The sequence below is a fragment of the Chitinophaga sp. OAE865 genome, assembly GCF_040546735.1.
GTDB classification, from domain to species: Bacteria; Bacteroidota; Bacteroidia; order Chitinophagales; family Chitinophagaceae; genus Chitinophaga; species Chitinophaga polysaccharea_A.
On the sequence record NZ_JBEPOF010000001.1, the window covers coordinates 5,565,171 to 5,582,177 of the forward strand.

At 48.6% G+C, this 17,007-nt stretch carries 11 protein-coding genes; 6 read left to right on the forward strand and 5 right to left on the reverse strand.

The features are described 5' to 3' along the window. Positions 1-6: 6 nt before the first annotated feature. Positions 7-1,218, reverse strand: a complete 1,212-nt coding sequence (locus ABIE50_RS22255; RefSeq protein WP_354028125.1) for a SusC/RagA family TonB-linked outer membrane protein — start codon at positions 1,216-1,218, stop codon at positions 7-9. Continuing rightward, the gene (locus ABIE50_RS22260; RefSeq protein ID WP_354028126.1) at positions 1,175-3,139 is read right to left on the reverse strand and encodes a SusC/RagA family TonB-linked outer membrane protein; all 1,965 of its coding nucleotides are present in this window, start codon (positions 3,137-3,139) and stop codon (positions 1,175-1,177) included. The genes ABIE50_RS22255 and ABIE50_RS22260 overlap by 44 nt, the downstream gene beginning before the upstream one ends. Before the next feature lie 270 nt (positions 3,140-3,409). Here ABIE50_RS22260 and ABIE50_RS22265 point away from each other — a divergent pair, with 270 nt between their 5' ends. Continuing rightward, positions 3,410-7,381, forward strand: a complete 3,972-nt coding sequence (locus tag ABIE50_RS22265; RefSeq protein ID WP_209859521.1) for a two-component regulator propeller domain-containing protein — start codon at positions 3,410-3,412, stop codon at positions 7,379-7,381. Between the two features lie 78 nt (positions 7,382-7,459). Further along, positions 7,460-10,354 carry a polysaccharide lyase family 8 super-sandwich domain-containing protein gene (locus ABIE50_RS22270; protein ID WP_209859518.1) on the forward strand — a complete coding sequence of 965 codons (2,895 nt, stop codon included), beginning with the start codon at positions 7,460-7,462 and terminating at the stop codon, positions 10,352-10,354. A 69-nt stretch (positions 10,355-10,423) separates the two neighbouring features. On the opposite strand, the gene ABIE50_RS22275 is transcribed toward ABIE50_RS22270, so the two are convergent. After that, positions 10,424-10,828: a SpoIIAA family protein gene (locus ABIE50_RS22275; protein ID WP_209859516.1), complete on the reverse strand. Its 405-nt coding sequence runs from the start codon at positions 10,826-10,828 to the stop codon at positions 10,424-10,426. Between the two features lie 178 nt (positions 10,829-11,006). Here ABIE50_RS22275 and ABIE50_RS22280 point away from each other — a divergent pair, with 178 nt between their 5' ends. The 3 genes from ABIE50_RS22280 to ABIE50_RS22290 all read left to right on the forward strand — a co-directional run bounded on the left by ABIE50_RS22280 (position 11,007) and on the right by ABIE50_RS22290 (position 13,382). After that, a complete protein-coding gene (locus ABIE50_RS22280) occupies positions 11,007-11,894 on the forward strand; it encodes an NmrA family NAD(P)-binding protein (protein ID WP_209859514.1) in 888 nt (295 codons plus the stop codon). A gap of 29 nt (positions 11,895-11,923) precedes the next feature. Beyond that, complete coding sequence (locus tag ABIE50_RS22285; RefSeq protein WP_209859512.1) at positions 11,924-12,838, forward strand: helix-turn-helix domain-containing protein; 915 nt, start codon at positions 11,924-11,926, stop codon at positions 12,836-12,838. A 73-nt stretch (positions 12,839-12,911) separates the two neighbouring features. Continuing rightward, entirely contained in the window at positions 12,912-13,382 is a 471-nt protein-coding gene (locus tag ABIE50_RS22290) for a hypothetical protein (RefSeq protein WP_209859510.1), read from the forward strand. Here the strand turns inward: ABIE50_RS22290 and ABIE50_RS22295 are convergent. Further along, positions 13,379-14,215: a DUF8758 domain-containing protein gene (locus tag ABIE50_RS22295; protein WP_209859508.1), complete on the reverse strand. Its 837-nt coding sequence runs from the start codon at positions 14,213-14,215 to the stop codon at positions 13,379-13,381. The genes ABIE50_RS22290 and ABIE50_RS22295 overlap by 4 nt on opposite strands. Positions 14,216-14,405: 190 nt before the next feature. On the opposite strand from ABIE50_RS22295, the gene ABIE50_RS22300 reads away from it, so the two are divergent. Further along, the gene (locus ABIE50_RS22300; protein ID WP_209859506.1) at positions 14,406-16,028 is read left to right on the forward strand and encodes an NADP-dependent glyceraldehyde-3-phosphate dehydrogenase; all 1,623 of its coding nucleotides are present in this window, start codon (positions 14,406-14,408) and stop codon (positions 16,026-16,028) included. Positions 16,029-16,158: 130 nt separating this feature from the next. On the opposite strand, the gene ABIE50_RS22305 is transcribed toward ABIE50_RS22300, so the two are convergent. After that, positions 16,159-16,881 carry an SDR family NAD(P)-dependent oxidoreductase gene (locus ABIE50_RS22305; RefSeq protein ID WP_209859504.1) on the reverse strand — a complete coding sequence of 241 codons (723 nt, stop codon included), beginning with the start codon at positions 16,879-16,881 and terminating at the stop codon, positions 16,159-16,161. Between the last annotated feature and the right edge of the window lie 126 nt (positions 16,882-17,007).

Genomic DNA, 17,007 nt, shown 5'->3' on the forward strand with positions numbered 1-17,007 from the left:
ATCATTTTAGAATGTTACATTTAAACCGGTCACATAAGACAACGAGTGCGGGTAAACGGCGTAATCAAAGCCAGGAGTAAGATTACCCGGCCTGCCGTTCACTTCAGGGTCCATACCGGAGTACTTCGTCCATGTATAAATATTCTGTGCGGCGCCATAGATGCGTACGTTCTTTATCTTCGCCCGCTTCAGCAGGGAAGCCGGCACATTATATCCCAGGGAAACCGTTCTCAGTTTCAGGTAAGAGCCATCCTCAATTACGCGGGAAGAGTAAGCTGCATTACCCATACCGCCTGCGCGGAACAAGGTGTTGCTGGGGTTCGTCGGCGTCCAGCGGTTAGCATAAGTGGCAAACTGGTTAAGGTTTGGATTGTTTACAATTCCCCCTTCAAACACGTACCGGTTGGCATTGATGATATCATTGCCGTAAGACCATTGCAGTAATATGTTCAGATCAAAATTGCGGTAACGGAAATCGTTACTGAAACCGCCCGTATGCTTTGGCAAACCGCTGCCGATAATAGTGTAGTCCTGGTTGTTCACCTGCAGATCCCCGTTGAGATCCTTATACCTGATATCGCCCGGGCGGATGGCATTGCGCGCCGCGCCATTGGTAGGCACATCAGGTTTCAGCAGGTAGGTGCCATTGGGCATCGCATCAAAATCGCTGTACTGGTATACCCCGTCAAACACCAGTCCGTACATCTCTCCCAGTGGCCTTCCTATTACAGAAATATAAGGGAACAGACCGGAGTAGGTGGTATTGAAGAAAGTACCGGAACCGGAAAGGATAGATTGCTGTCCCTCTGCCAGTGATTGTATTTTGTTATTATTAAAGCTGATATTAAAGCTGCTGTTCCAGCTGAAGTTTTTACTATCCGCAATTACACCTGAAACCGCGATCTCCAGTCCCTTGTTCTGCAACTGCCCTACGTTCTTGAATCCCTTCGCGCTCTCGATCCCGTGGGCATACGGCAATGCGGCATCCAGCAGGAGATCTTTTGTAGTGCGTATGTAGGCATCTACGGTAAGCGTCAGCCTGTTCTTCAGGAAGGCCATGTCTAACCCGATATTGGTTTGTTCGTTGGTTTCCCAGCGCAGGTTTGCATTGCCGGAAGAAACCATTACGGCGCCGATACCTAATGGCCCATTACCTGTGGAATACCAGTACTGGTTATTGGTAAGCTGTAGTTGAGGGAGATAAGCAAAGTCGCTCACCCGGTCTGTTTCCCGATGCGCCGTAACCCAGCCTTATCTTCGCATCGCTGATAAACTTTACGTCTTTCATAAACGCCTCGCTGCTGAAACGCCATGCGGCGGATACGGCAGGGAAATACCCCCATTTATTACCGGCGGCAAACTTAGAAGAACCATCTGCACGGATGGAAGCCGCGAAAAGATATTTTGAATCGAAATCATAGTTCACACGCAATGCGCCGGAGCCCATAGTCCAGCGGGAGCTAAGGGAAAGCAGCGAGGTATTGGCCGGCGCTGCCAGGTCGATGGCATCCATGCCCAGGTCTTCATTCGGGATCTGGTTTGCCGAGAACCTGCGCTGTGAATTCTTATAGCCCTGCGCTTCAAATACACCGAGCACGGTAAGGTGGTGCAACTTGTTCCAGGTTTTGCGGTAGGTAAGCGCGTTCTCAGAACGCCAGAGGGAAGTAGGCCGGAATTCTATACTGCCGTTCACGCCATTGGAATTCCACTTACTGCCGGATTGTGTTTTGGAATTATTGAAGATATTGATCTCCGTATTCACGGTATTGATACCGCCTGCAATACGCAGGGTCAGGTCTTTTGTGATAGCGTATTCTGCATAAGCGTTGGCGAAAAGGTTATTCACCTTGTTCATGGTATACTGGTTCTGTATATTCTGCAACGGGTTCACCCGGTAGTCCTGGTTATTGGCCAGCTCATTGCCCGGATCATAAAACTCATCAACCAGGTTCACGGCGCTGTCGCGGCCATAAATACTGGTGGTTGGCCGGAAGCCCCAAACTGAATACAGCGTAGTGGCGGATGCATAGAAATTGGTGGCAGACACCGGGATACCATAGGTTTCATTATAGGCATAGTTGGCATTGAGCCCTACCTTTAATTTGCTGCTCACTGTCTGGTCCAGTGAAAACCGGCCCTGGTAGCGTTTAAAACCGCCGTTAATAATGATCCCCTTCTGGTTATTAAAGTTACCGGAGAGGGAATACCGGGTTTTATCGTTTCCCCCGCGTACGGCAATATCGTGGTTCTGGTTCTGCCCTACCTGGTAAACAAAGTTCTGCATGTCGATGGATTCCTTATTGCGGTAATCGTCCAGCTTGGCGCCACCGGCCAGGTACACGGAATCGAAGATACCGGGATTTACATCTCCCACATATCTCACAAATTCGTAAGCATCCATTAAAGGGATCTTGTTTGGCACCTGCTGCCAGCCATAGTAGCCGTTATACGTTACCTGTGGCGCGCCTGTTTTACCTTTCTTCGTGGTGATGAGGATAACGCCGTTGGAACCACGGGCGCCATAGATGGCGGTGGCGGAGGCGTCTTTCAATACGTCGATGGACTCGATATCAGCAGGACTGATCGCATTGGCGTTGGAGCTTTCGGTAGGGAAACCATCAATTACATACAGCGGGGAGTTATCCTGTGTGATGGAACCTGCACCGCGGATAACAATGTTGGAAATGGAACCGGGCTGCCCATCGTTACTTGCTACTGCTACCCCTGCTACCCTGCCTGCCAGCGCTTCATCGAACGACTTTACCGGCGCTTTCTCAAAATCTTTCATGTTCACACTACCCACCGAACCGGTCAGGTCTTTACGCTGCTGGGTAGCATAGCCCACTACCACCACATCGTTGAGCGTTCCGGCCTGCTCGCTCATCCGCACATTATACTCCGTTCTGTTGTCTACCACCTGTTCCACTTTTCCGAAACCGATAAACGTGAACACCAGTGTGGAGCCGGGAGACGCGGAAATAGTAAAATGTCCGCTGCCATCGGTACTGGTACCGGTCTTTTGATTCTTTACCATTACAGTTACCCCGATCAGCGGCGTACCGTCTTTGGCACTTACGGTACCTGATACTGTTCTTTTCTGCTGGGCAAAAAGGGAAAGCGGGATAAGTAAGATCCACATGACTCCCGTAAAAAAGTAATTAGAGGCAAAGCTGGACGCTCTTCCCTTACTGGTTGATTGGCATCTCTTTTTCATAATAATTGTGGAATTGAGCGGAAATACGGTTGATACACAAATATGTGATAACCAATCCGGACCACAGGGAGATAATCATAAATGATTGGGGTGAATTTTATAAATCCCCCTTCAACCAGCTGATTATCAGAATAGTAACAGGATGATTTTTATAAAAAACACCCTTTCGGGTGAATACAATGCTTATATTAGAGGATGATTTTGAGGTGCTTCCCGTTCTTATGCCTGCTGATCCTCGCTGTTTTTACAAAAAGCAGCGGGCAGGATGTAACGTTCAATCATCTCACCGTGGAAGACGGGTTATCGCATAATGCCGTCTTATCCATTTCCCAGGATCAACAGGGTTTCCTCTGGTTCGGCACCAACTATGGTCTCAGCCGCTACGATGGGCACCGTTTCAAAATTTACCGCCACCAGGCAGACGACAGCAGCTCCCTGCCGGGCAACCAGGTAATGAGCCTGTACCGCGACCGGAAAAATGTGTTGTGGATCGGCACTACCGCCGGCCTGGCAAAATATGACCCGGTACAGGACCGTTTTGACCGTGTAGTACTTGATCCCGCTATTCCCATCAGCATCAACTGTGTGTATGAAGATACCAGGGGCCGGCACTGGTTTGGCGCCAACAACGGGCTTTATATGCGGCAGGGCAACAAACAGGAATTCTTTATCCCGGGAAAGATTGCCGGTTATGTGGTGCGTTGCGTGTATGAAGATAAAAAAGGCAATATCTGGATCGGTACCAACAACGGGCTCACGAAGATGAGCGGGAACAGCTTCACCTCCTTCCGGCATGAGGACGGGCAAACTGCCGGTCTTGCTATGAACTTCATTACTTCCATCACGGAAGATCCTTCGGGCAAATTATGGATTGCTACCCAAACAGGCGGTATCAATATATATGATCCCGCTACCGGGAAATTTTCATTGCTGTCGCAACCCGGCATTGTCAATAATATTGTAAGACGGGTGCTGCGCGATAAAACCGGCAATATGTGGGTAGGCACCCAGGAAGGTATCAGCATCATCGACCCGGCCAGTATGAACAGCCGGCATTACCAGCAAAAATCCGGCAACAGCAATAGTATCAGCCAGAATTCTGTTCACAGTATTTATGAAGATAACAATGGCTCTATCTGGATGGGTACCTATTTTGGCGGTGTAAACATCGTGCATCCTTACGGCTCCCCTTTTACAGACTGGCAGCAACATCCCCCGCTGGATGGCATCAGCAATAATGTGATCAGCAGCATTCATGAAGATGCCCTTCATAATTACTGGATTGGTACCGAAGGCGGTGGCCTGATGTATTTTAACCGCGCCACCGGCAGCTTTACCCGTTATAAGCACGATGCCAATAATCCCTCCAGCCTGGGGTCTAACCTGGTGAAGGTAGTGTATGAAGATAAAGACCATAATATCTGGACCGCCACGCATGGCGGTGGCTTGAACCTCCTGGAGAACGGGGGCTTCCGGCGCTTCTTTTATAATACCAGAGATGCCAACACTTTTTCACGGGAAGTGACTGCCCTGCTGGAAGACAGCCAGGGCAAGTTCTGGATAGGCACCAACAACCTGCTGCAACTCTATCACCGCAAAGGCCATGAGCTGGAAAAGCAGGCCGATTCGGCACTTACAGGCATTGCCACCCATCAGTCTGTCCGTTATATTTTTGAAGATTCGCAACACCGTATCCTGGTAGGCACCATCAGCTACCTGTATGTATTTGAAGGCGATTCCATGCGGGTGGTTCAACCGGGATATGTTAATTCCATTCAGGAAGATTCAAAGCATAACATCTGGGTGAGCATGTATTTCGGAGGGCTGATCAAATACAATTCCAACCTGGTACAACAGGTACGGTATACCGAAAAAGACGGCCTGCCGAATGATAATATCATCGGGTTGCTGGAAGATGACCAGCATTATTTATGGATCAGTACTTATAATGGCCTGGTACGTTTTGATCCCGCCCGCAATAGCTTCCGGACCTACACCACCAGGGATGGCATTGCCGGGAATGTGTTCAATTACAATTCCTTTTTGCGCGACAGTCGCGGCGAATTTCTCTTTGGCGGATACAATGGCATTACCAGCTTTTTTCCCAGCCGGATCATTACCAACACGCACCCGGCTCCCATGCGCTTTACGGGTCTTCGCCTGTTCAATAACCTGGTGGGCATCGGGCAGCACAACGGGTTGCTGGAACAGGATATCAGCTATACAAAAGCCCTGCGGTTCCATCACAACCAGGAAGTATTTACACTGGAGTTTGCGCTGCTCAATTATGTAAAAAGCAGCAAAAACCGGTACGCATACCGGCTGGAAGGCGCGGACCGCGACTGGATAGAAACAGATAACCCCGCCGTAACGTACACGAACCTGTCGTCCGGCCATTACACCTTTTGGGTGAAAGGCGCCAACAACGATGGTATATGGAGTGAGCCTGCAAAGATGGAGATCACCATCCTCCCGCCTTTCTGGCAAACCTGGTGGGCCTATGCCATTTACCTGTTATGCCTTATCCTGTTGTTCTTCTTCGTTACCCGGTTCTTTTTCCTTTGGGCCCTGCTGCGCAAAGAAGAGGAACTGCACCAGGTAAAGCTCAACTTCTTCACACATGTATCTCATGAAATACGCACCCACCTTACCTTCCTGCTGGTACCGGTGGAGAAAATGATGGATGTGCTGAAGAAAGATGACCCGCTGCAGTCCACCCTGTTGCAATTACGGAACAATGCCGACCGGCTGCTGAAGCTCGTGAATGAATTGATGGACTTCCGCAAGGCAGAAACCAATCATCTTAAACTGCATGTACAGGAGCAGGACCTCATCCCCTTTCTCGATCATATTTATACCAGCTTCCGGGAAATATCCCTCGACCGGAATATTACCATGGTGTTCCGGCATGAGGTAGAACATGCCTGGGCGTATTTCGACCGTGAACAGCTGGAGAAAGTATTCTTTAACCTGCTCAGCAACGCCTTTAAATTCACGCCCGATGGTGGCCGCATCCAGCTGCATGTAACTGCTGCAAAACAAAATACCGTGATCACGGTTACCGACAATGGCCGCGGTATTGCCCCTGCATATCTCGACAAACTGTTCACCAACTTCTTCCAGGTACAGGATCATGGCCTGCAAAATACGGGATACGGTATAGGGCTGGCACTGTCCAAAAACATTGTAGAACAGCATAAAGGCACGCTCACCGTTGAAAGCGAACCTTCCACGCCGGAAAAAGAAGGGCGTACCTGCTTCACCGTATCGCTCCCCGCCGGCGCCAAACATTTCGAAGGCTCCCAACATACTGTAGGAGGAACCTCTGTGGCTCCTGCCGCACTGGTAAAACCAGCTGTTGCGCCGGAAGAACCGGGTATCACGGTAACGGGTACACTTCAACCTTTTACCATTCATATTGTGGAAGACAATACCGAGCTGCGCGCCCTCATCAGCCAAACCTTCAGGGATCAGTACCAGGTGCTGGAAAGCGCGAACGGAGCCGATGGCCTGGCCACCGCCACTGCACAGATCCCCGACATCGTGATCAGCGATGTGATGATGCCGGAAATGGACGGCCTGCAATTCTGCCAGGCGCTTAAAACAGATGAGCGCACCAGTCATATTCCCGTGGTACTGCTTACCGCCAAAAGCTCGCAAACAGACCATGTAAGCGGGCTTGAAACCGGGGCAGACCTCTATCTCACCAAACCTTTCAGTACCAAAGTACTGGCGCTCAATGTAAGGAACCTTATTGCTTCCAGGGAAAAAATGCGGGAACATTTCAGCCGGCAGCTGCAAACAGCAGCGGTAATACCCGATGCCTTGCCTAACAGCCTGGACAATGCCTTCCTGGAAAAAGTGATGGCCCTGGTGGAAGAACATATGGACGACCCTGAATTCGGAGTGGAAATGCTGGCCCGCAAGGTAGCCATGAGCCAGCCGGTGCTTTATAAAAAGCTGAAAGCCGTCACCAATATGTCGGTGAACGATTTTGTAAAATCGCTGCGACTGAAAAAAGCAGCCGCCCTCATACGCACCCGGCAGCATACCGTGTACCAGGTGGCGTATATGGTGGGGTACAACGACCGGAAATATTTCAGCCGTGAGTTCAAAAAACAATTCGGGAAAACGCCTTCCGAGTTTGCGGAAGCCCCTGATTTGTGAAAAATCCCCCCATTTACTCGGAAAAACCACCCCTCCCGGTAAGCGGGGATCATTAGATTTGTTACAAATCCCACTGTTATGAAAATCAGATTGCTACTCCTTTTCGGGTTGTTGGGCCTTACGCCTGTTGCGTGGGCACAAACCACCTATACCACTATTATGGACCGTATCAGGTCGGAACTGCTGTCGCAGGCCAGCAACACCACCACGCTGGACAACAATGTAAGCAGCACACTGGCTACCCTGCAATCCAACGGTTCATGGCCGGATGTTAACTATGCCTACAGTTCCACCACCTATACGGCGGATGTGCACATCAACCGAGTAAAAACTTTCGCACAGGCCTATACGAAATCAGCCAGTACTTATTACCATAGCAGTACCCTCTTCACTGCCATTGTGAACAGCCTTACTTACTGGAACACCACCGATCCGCAAAGCTGGAACTGGTACCATAACCAGATCTCCAACCCGCAACGTATCGGCGAAATCCTGATCCTGCTGGATACGGCGCCTCAAAGCCTGGGCAGCCTGCGCAATGCGCTGCTCACGCAAATGAACCGCGGCAACCCCGGCAGTCAGACCGGGGCCAACAAACTGGACGTGGCTACACATTTTATGTACAGGGCCTGTCTCACGGCCAACGATTCACTCATGCAATACAGCGTGGACCAGATATTTTACCCGCTGATGCTTACTACCAATGAGGGCATCCAGCACGACCTGTCGTACCACCAGCATGGGCCGCAATTATACTTCTTTGGATATGGTTCCGTATTTGTAGAGGGAGAAACCAAGATGGCCTATTACCTCCGCGGCACTTCGTATGCACTTTCCGGCGCCCGCCTGTCTGTGTTCAGCAATTTTGTGCGGAACGGTTTCCTTAAAGCTATGCGTGGGCGTTATATCGATTATGGCACAAATGGCCGCAGCATCAGCCGTGTAAATAATTTAGCCGTTGGCGTTACTGCCCACCTGGAAAAGCTCAAAACGCTGGATACTGCTCATGTTACCGAATACAATGAGAACATAGCGAGGCTGAATGGCACACAGGTCCCAGGATACCTGCTTCCTGCGCTTCACTCCCATTTCTGGCGCTCCGATTACACCTTGCATCATCGCACCGGCTACCTGTTCGGCCTGCATATGACCTCTACCCGTACAGCGAAACAGGAAAACGGCAATGGAGAAAATCTGAAAGGATATTACCTGTCAGACGGCTCCACCCATATCGCCGCAAATGGCAGTGAGTATTATAATATTCCCCCCGTATGGGACTGGAGCAGGATACCTGGCACTACCGTTCCTTATATCACCACCATCCCCCTGCGGACGCCCTGGGGCGTGAACTTTGGGACCACCACTTTTGCCGGCGGCGTTTCCGACTCGCTGTACGGCGTTTCCGCGCTTCAGTTCTCCGATTACAATACGCAGGCGCGCAAGGCCTGGTTCTTTTTTGATGATGAAGTGGTTTGTCTTGGCGCGGGGATCAGCTCCACCGCTACCCAACCCATCAATACCACCGTGAACCAATGTCTTCTCAACGGTTCTGTATCCGCAAATGTAAACGGTACCGTAAGCACCATTGCCAATGGAACTTACAGTTATAACAATACACTGAAATGGATCACGCATAACGGTATCAGCTATTACTTTCCATCAGGAGGCCAGGTGCAGCTCAGCATGCAATCCCAATCCGGTACCTGGAGCAGTATCAACAACGGCGGCACTACCACCGTACAAAATATGAATGTGTTCCAGTTGTGGTTTAACCATGGTAACACCCCTGCGAACAGCACGTATGCCTATTATGTATTACCCGGGCAGAATATGGCCACGTATGATACTACCGCCGTCCGTATAGAGCAGAATACCGCTAATATGCAGGTAGTGCATCACCGCGGACTGAATATCTGGCAAATGGTATTCTACCAGGCAGGCACCTTCCATAAAGATTCGCTGACAGTTACGGTAGACCGCCCCTGTACCCTGATGCTGCGTGATGCAGGCAGTTCTGATGTAAAAGTATCCGTTGCCGATCCATCACAATCATCTTCACCGGTAACCATCCTGCTGAACCTGCCCGGTATTCCGCAAACGCGGCAACTGCTGGCCAGCCTGCCCTCCGGGCCGTATGCGGGCGCTTCCGCCACCCATCATGTAAACAACCAGACACCTGTTTACACCGCAGCTGCAATTACTGCAGTGGCCGACGCCTATGTAAGAGGGGGCTCCGTTTACGGCAGCGTGAACTATGGCACAGAGTCGCTGGTATTAAAACAGGATGCTACCGTAAGCTATACCAGGGAAGTATTCCTGAAATTCAATGTGGGCACATTACCGGCGGGTACCAACCAGGTAAAGCTGCGGATGTATGTGAACTACGCAAACACCGGTATTGCTACTGTGCCCTGGATTGCGCAATATGTGAGCAACGATAGCTGGACAGAAACCGGCATCACCTATAACAATATGCCCGCAGCTACCAGCGCGGTAGATACTATCATGGGACGCTCCGCCGGGAACTTTGCAGAATGGGATGTCACTAATATCGCGCTCTCCCAGCAGGCCGCAGATGGCGTGCTTACTTTAAAACTGGTATCCGGGCTGGCGGGCGCCACTACTGACGCTATCTTTACTTCCCGCGAAAACAGCGACTCCACGCGGCGACCAATGCTGGTTTGCAGCACAGGCAGTACATTGCGGAAAATGATGAGCGCAAATGTAAACGAGGAAAAAACAGACGGCGTAAGCATTTATCCCAATCCTGCAGGCGCCATCGTTTATGTAAATACCACCGGACACTGGATGAAAGCAGCATTACATGATAGCGCCGGTAAGGCAATAAAAGCAGAGCGACTGGATGGCCGGCAGCAGTTTGAAATACAACTTGGTGATATCAGGCCCGGGATGTATTTACTGGTGCTAAGCGGGCAGGGAAAACAACTGGTGAAAAAGATCGTAAAGATGTAGTAACTGCTTTAAAAAAGGGGACAGTCATCCGCGTTGGATGACTGTCCCCTTTTTAAATGCATTTTCTTCTCAGGCATATTGCTGAAGCCATACCTTAGCTTCTTCATCATTACTGAATGATTTCATGGGAATAGGCGGCGCTTTTAGCTTAAACAGAATATTCATGATCAGCTTTGCCAGGCCAGGCTTGGAAACCATGGCCATGGCGGTATATACATGAGGCAATTGCTCCGTGGAAAATTTTCTTGTTGCTTTATCAGGAACAGGAGAATTTGTGAGATAGATCAGCAAGGGCACTTTTTTATTTCCTGTGATTTCCTTTACCAGCTTGATATTATTTGAAATATTCTCCACTGTTCTCAGGATGCTTTTAGAATAGGAATATAAAATGCCGGTATGCTGATCATAGTAGTAATCAGCTATTTCTCCTTTGATGAGGGGGAGATTGTTGGGAGGGTAACGCTTTTCTCTCATTGCCTGATTTTTTTATAAAGATAAATATCCAGGACATTGTGAAGGATTAAAAATGAGATTTCGGGGGCATAACCGGACAATGTAAACTGCACCCACACTTTGGTTACAACAACCACTGGTTTGGTTAGCTCCGCCGGGCTTATTGTTTGGAAATTTGTGTAAACAAATAGCAAACAATATGAAAATTGTAGTAACCGGATCAATCGGCAATATCGGCAAACCACTCGTACCCAGGCTGGTGGCAAACGGGCACCAGGTAACCGTGATCACCAGTAAACAACACAACGAAGCCATCATTGAAAATATGGGGGCAAAAGCTGTTACAGGTTCTGTAGAAGATGTAAATTTGCTGACCGGTACATTCGCCGGGGCAGATATCGTTTATACCATGGTGCCATCTTTTTTTGGCGCAGCCGACCTCCTCGAATTTTACAGGAGCGTAGGAGAAAATTATGGAGAAGCGATCAGGGAGTCGGGGGTGCAGCGGGTAATTAATCTAAGTAGTTTTGGCGCGCATCTCAACAAAGGCACAGGCGTTATCCTGGGAGCCCATTATGTAGAAGAGATCCTGAATAAACTGGAAAACGTTCAGATCACCCATATGCGCCCTACTTCTTTTTATTACAACCTGCTTGCCTTTGCAGATATGATCAGGAACCAGGGATCCATTTCCATCAACTGTGGAGGAAACGATGTGATGCAGCTGGTACACCCCGATGATATTGCCGCTGCCATAGCAGAGGAAGTGGAACAACCCGGTAGCCCAAGGAAGATCCGTTATGTAATGAGTGATGAACGGACCTGTAACGAAATAGCCGCAGCCTTAGGTAAAGAGATCGGCATGCCGGATCTTGAATGGCGCCTGATTTCAGATGAAGAAGCAAAGAACAGGTATTTAAAGGCCGGCGTTCCTTCCTTACTGGCACAGTATCTGACAGAGATATACAGTAGTCTTCATAACGGGAAACTGGCGGAGGACCTTATTCATCACCGCCCTGAATACGGGAAAATAAAACTGGAAGATTATGCCAGGGAATTTGCTGTTATTTACAACGGGAAAAAATAATAATAAACTAAACCTGGTCAGATATAAAAATGAGTAACCACCAGCCGAAACGGATACATAGCATTGCAGCGTTTCACCGCTACAGGGAATTACCGGAACCGGAAAACCCGCTGATCAGCGTTGTGAACGTAGAAGATATCAGCTATACCGGAAAAACAGAATCGCTGCTGCTTGATTTCTATTCCATTGCCGTCAAACGGCACCACGACATCAGGTTTAAATACGGTCAACAGCAGTACGATTTCGATGCAGGCGTGATGTTCTTTGTGGCCCCGGGGCAGATATTCAGCATTGAACATACAACCGGGAAACCGACAGACTGTTCCGGCTGGGTGTTACTCATACACCCGGATTTCCTGTGGAATACGCCCCTGGCTAAAACCATCAGGAAATATGAGTACTTCGACTATGCCGTTAATGAAGCCCTGTTCCTTTCCCCGAAAGAAGAAGCGATACTGAATAACATTGTAGATATCATCCGGAAGGAATATCATTCTTCCATCGATAAATTCACCCAAAGCATCATTATTCCGCAGATAGAATCCCTGCTTAACTATGCCGAGCGCTTTTACCAGCGCCAGTTTATAACACGGAAAATAACCAATCATCATATCCTGGCCCGCTTCGAGGAAACCCTCTCCCACTACCTGGATAGCAGCCAGCTGCTGGAAAACGGGCTGCCAACAGTACAGTATATGGCCAATGCACTGAATATATCTCCCAATTACCTGGGTACCTTGCTACGTACATTAACAGGCAAAAATACCCAGCAGCATATCCACGACAGCCTGATTGAAAAAGCAAAGGAAAAAATTTCCACCACGGCGCTGTCGGTCAGTGAAATTGCCTATGAACTGGGGTTTGAACATCCCCAGTCTTTCAGCCGCTTCTTTAAATCCAAAACGGGGCAGTCGCCCCTGGAATTTAAAGCCGCTTTTAACTAGCGATACCCAACCGCGCCCTGTTTCTACAAAATCCAGGTTGAAAACCGTTTGTTAATCATTATTAAAACATATCATGGTAACAAAGAGAATTACGATAGATTACAACAGCGTACTGAAAGCTAAAATTTATTTTTTCTTTAAGAGAAGTATATGGAGATATTTATTCGCGATACTGCTTATCGCGTACATTTTCCCGTTAAACCCGCCAGGATTCCTGCTTTCAGGATTGATCTACTTTTTCATCTTTACCATAGTGATACTGGTACCGCTGTATCATTTTTCTTCCGTGAGGATGGCGAAAAAGATTGACTTTGACGCAGAGGTCACCTTCACCGATGCACACATTATAGTAGTGCATCAGAACAGGCAGTCGACCGAAATAAAAGAATGGACCTGGATCAGGAACATTGATATCACGTCAAACAATATATGGCTGGTAACAAATGAAGTGCCCCGTTTCCTTATCTCTCTCAGTAAAAATAACCTGTCAGAAAATGAGCGGTTATTTTTTGAAGAGATAAAGCGAAAAAAACTGGCTGCTTAAAATAAGCTCCCCTGTACCACTGCCGGCGGCATTGTAGGATGAAATAAACCCACAATGGTAAATGGCTGTCTCGAACTTGCATGTACATTTTGGGTAGTACCCAGGAAGAAGTACAGGTCGGTGTTACGCGCGTATTCCTGCAGGTATTTTTTTCTCAGGTCGTTAACAGCCTTCTGTTCCTTATCAGGGCCACTGTGCTTCTTCAGGCTTTTCCAATAAAGGGAAGCCAGCTGCCAGTCTTCCACCGGTAAAGTGATTTCCTTCTCCCTGCTGTCGGTAAACCGGAAAGAAAACCGGTAAGGCAGCTTTTTCATCACTGCAAAAGGATCTTCCGGTTGTTCAGATACCCGGCCGCGCGCTTTTTCTTCCTGTAATTTCTCCAGCAGGCTGCTATCCCATTCCCGTTCCGTTTCTTCTGCCACAAAACCCAGGATACGGGTTGGTTTGAATACTGCCAGCGAGGTATAAAACGCTTCGTGCTTTGCTTCCATCAGCACGGTCGACAGGTCGCGGTATACATTCTTCAACACAATGGCTTTCCTTTCGCTCCAGTGATCCTCCGTGCCGATATGCCCTGTTCTTTTTACAGGCGCCTCCATTGATACCGGCCTGAAACTTTCCAGCCTGAAATCCCTGGTGTTCCGTTCCAGGTCCAGTTCTATCCAGTCGTACAGCTGGTATTGTTCTTCGTAACTCTTTTTTATAAAGGGAACCGGGTATATCCTGATAAACACACCATCTTCCCTGAAACCGGCGATGCTCACCTGTTCTTCATAATGGGAAGATAACGTGGGGTAACTTTTAACTGTGATCAAAACTTTCGTCAAGGGCATGCGCAACATATTTTAAAACAGCCAGCAAAACTAAGGGTTAATCGTTGAAAATAAAAAAGTTAGCAACATTTTCAATCGCTCCTTCATCTCCCTTAAATATACCTGATAGATTTTTCATACTCCCCTATCGAAACATTCTATGTTTACTTCAACCTAATTTGTGTAATTTGTACGCATAAAATTTTAACACATGAGTTTTCAAGATGAGCTTAAGAAAATCTTTGTTGAAGAAAATGAAATACCCGTGGAGTTCCGTATTTCTGAAATTCATCAGAGAGAGTACCTGGTAAACGGGGAGATGAAACAATGGGATGGACCAGTGAGCGAGGTATATTCTCCTGTTAACATTCCTACTGCCGATGGCCTGAAGCGCAAGCTGATAGGCACTTACCCGCTATGTACCGAAAAAGAGGCCTTTGAAGCGCTGGATGCTGCTCTTTCCGCATACGACAATGGCCGTGGCGAATGGCCAACCATGCGGCTGGATGAGCGCATTAACTGCCTTTCTGTATTTGCCCGTAAAATGACGGAGCAACGCGCCCTGATCGTCAAGCTGATCATGTGGGAGATCGGGAAATCCTATGCAGACTCTATCAAGGAATTTGACCGCACCATAGAATATATAAATGCCACGATAGATGCGCTTAAAGAAATAGACCGCAGCTCTTCGCGCTTCGAGATCAGGGAGGGCACCATTGCGCAGATCCGCCGCTCTCCCCTGGGTGTGGTGCTCTGCATGGGCCCATTTAACTACCCGTTAAACGAAACCTTTACCACGCTGATCCCTGCACTGCTAATGGGGAACACCATCCTCTTCAAACCACCCAAACATGGTACGCTGGTGCATTACCCGCTGTTGCGCGCTTTTATGGAATCGTTTCCCAAAGGTGTGGTGAACACCATTTATGGCCGTGGCGCTTCTGTGATACCCGGTATCATGGCCACCGGCAAGATCAATGTACTGGCCTTTATCGGTTCCAGTAAAGTGGCCAATGATCTCCGCAAGCACCATCCCAAGCTAAACCGGCTGCGCGCAGTGCTGAGCCTGGATGCCAAGAATGCCGCCATTATCACTCCGCATGCAGATATACAGGTAGCCGTGAATGAATCCATATTGGGGGCATTATCGTATAATGGTCAGCGTTGTACTGCTATTAAAATACTGTTTGTGCACCGTTCTATTGCCGATGAATTCAATGCACACCTCAGCGAGGCGATCAGCAAAATGAAATTTGGTATGCCATGGGAGAAAGGTGTACAGCTTACGCCTGTAGCCGAGCCCGGCAAGCCAGCCTATATCCGCGAAGTGCTGGACGACGCCATTGCGCATGGTGGGGCAGTTGTGAATGAAAACGGCGGCGCTACCCACGAATCATTTGTATTCCCGGCAGTAGTATATCCCGTGAATGATAAGATGAAACTTTACCGGGAGGAACAGTTTGGGCCTGTAATCCCCGTAGTGCCTTACGATGAGATAGAAGAAACCATCGATTACCTCATCGAATCGCCACATGGCCAGCAAGTAAGTATTTTCAGCAATAACCCTGATGAAATAGCGACCCTGATAGATCCATTGGTAAACCAGGTAAGCAGGGTGAATATCAACAGCCAGTGCCAGCGCGGCCCGGATGTATTTCCGTTCACCGGCCGGAAAGACAGTGCAGAAGGCACGCTTTCAGTACATGATGCGCTGCGCTCATTCTCTATACGGTCGCTCGTAGCTACCAAAATGAATGATACCAATAAAAAGCTGCTGGAAGATATCGTGAATGAACATAGTTCCGACTTCCTCAGTACCAATTTTATTTTCTAGGCGGCTAAAAGGAGGTATTAAAAATAAAGACGTGGCTTAACGGCAGGCGGCTTCCATCGGATACCCGGATAAAAAAGCGGGTGTATCAGTTGCTGATACACCCGCTTTTGCATTAAAGCAACGGCAAATCCTACCAGGGAATTTCTCCGCCGTCTTTGAAGAACCGGCCTGTAATGGATCTGTCTTCCAGCATCGCCAGTTGCACAATGGCCTTTGCCCCCTCTTCCACTGTTTTAAAACCTTTAAACTGGTTAAGATCGGTGGCGGTATATCCCGGGGTTACGCTGTTGACTGTAATATGCTCCCCGCGCAATTCATTTGCCAGCATAACGGTAAAACCATTCAACGCAGTTTTGGTTGCCCCGTAGGTAGAGAAATTACTCCAGTTGGGGGGCCTTTCGGCCGACGTCTGCATGGTTAACGATCCTATTTCGCTGGATACATTGATGATGGAGGGAGCGGAAGACTTCCGCAGCAGCGGCAACATCACCTGTGTTGTTTGCACAGCGCCGAAATAATTTGTTTCAAACAAAGCGCGGATGGCTTCCATGCTGTATTCAGCAATATACTGCGGCTGTTCACCTGAAATACCGGCGTTATTGATCAGTAAGTCGAGGGCACCGACGCTATTTTCCAGTTCAGCCTTAGCTTTCCTGATACTGTTTATATCGGTTACATCGATGTGGATGGCGGCCACATTAGTAATACCTGCGGCTTTCAGCTTTCCGGCGGCGCTTTGCCCGTTGATAATGTCCCTGCTGCCAAGGTATACGAAATTGCCTGCCTGTGCCAGTTGCTTCGCTGTTTCAAAGCCCAGGCCTTTGTTGGCGCCTGTTATTAAAACGGTTCTCATAAAAATCAAATATTAAGATTAAAAATGCCTGGATGATAAGCAGCTATTACTATATCTCCCCTGCAAATTTAACCAGGCACAAGAAGGCAGCTGTAGCCCAATTACCTTATTTTGTATCCAAATGTC

Excerpts from the sequence above, each read along its gene's own strand:
- ABIE50_RS22285 (WP_209859512.1), top strand. The coding sequence starts at position 11,924 with ATGAGTAACCACCAGCCGAAACGGATACATAGCATTGCAGCGTTTCAC.
- ABIE50_RS22265 (WP_209859521.1), top strand. The coding sequence starts at position 3,410 with ATGATTTTGAGGTGCTTCCCGTTCTTATGCCTGCTGATCCTCGCTGTT.
- ABIE50_RS22260 (WP_354028126.1), bottom strand. The coding sequence starts at position 3,139 with ATGTGGATCTTACTTATCCCGCTTTCCCTTTTTGCCCAGCAGAAAAGA.
- ABIE50_RS22305 (WP_209859504.1), bottom strand. The coding sequence starts at position 16,881 with ATGAGAACCGTTTTAATAACAGGCGCCAACAAAGGCCTGGGCTTTGAA.
- ABIE50_RS22300 (WP_209859506.1), top strand. The coding sequence starts at position 14,406 with ATGAGTTTTCAAGATGAGCTTAAGAAAATCTTTGTTGAAGAAAATGAA.
- ABIE50_RS22270 (WP_209859518.1), top strand. The coding sequence starts at position 7,460 with ATGAAAATCAGATTGCTACTCCTTTTCGGGTTGTTGGGCCTTACGCCT.
- ABIE50_RS22295 (WP_209859508.1), bottom strand. The coding sequence starts at position 14,215 with ATGCCCTTGACGAAAGTTTTGATCACAGTTAAAAGTTACCCCACGTTA.
- ABIE50_RS22275 (WP_209859516.1), bottom strand. The coding sequence starts at position 10,828 with ATGAGAGAAAAGCGTTACCCTCCCAACAATCTCCCCCTCATCAAAGGA.
- ABIE50_RS22290 (WP_209859510.1), top strand. The coding sequence starts at position 12,912 with ATGGTAACAAAGAGAATTACGATAGATTACAACAGCGTACTGAAAGCT.
- ABIE50_RS22280 (WP_209859514.1), top strand. The coding sequence starts at position 11,007 with ATGAAAATTGTAGTAACCGGATCAATCGGCAATATCGGCAAACCACTC.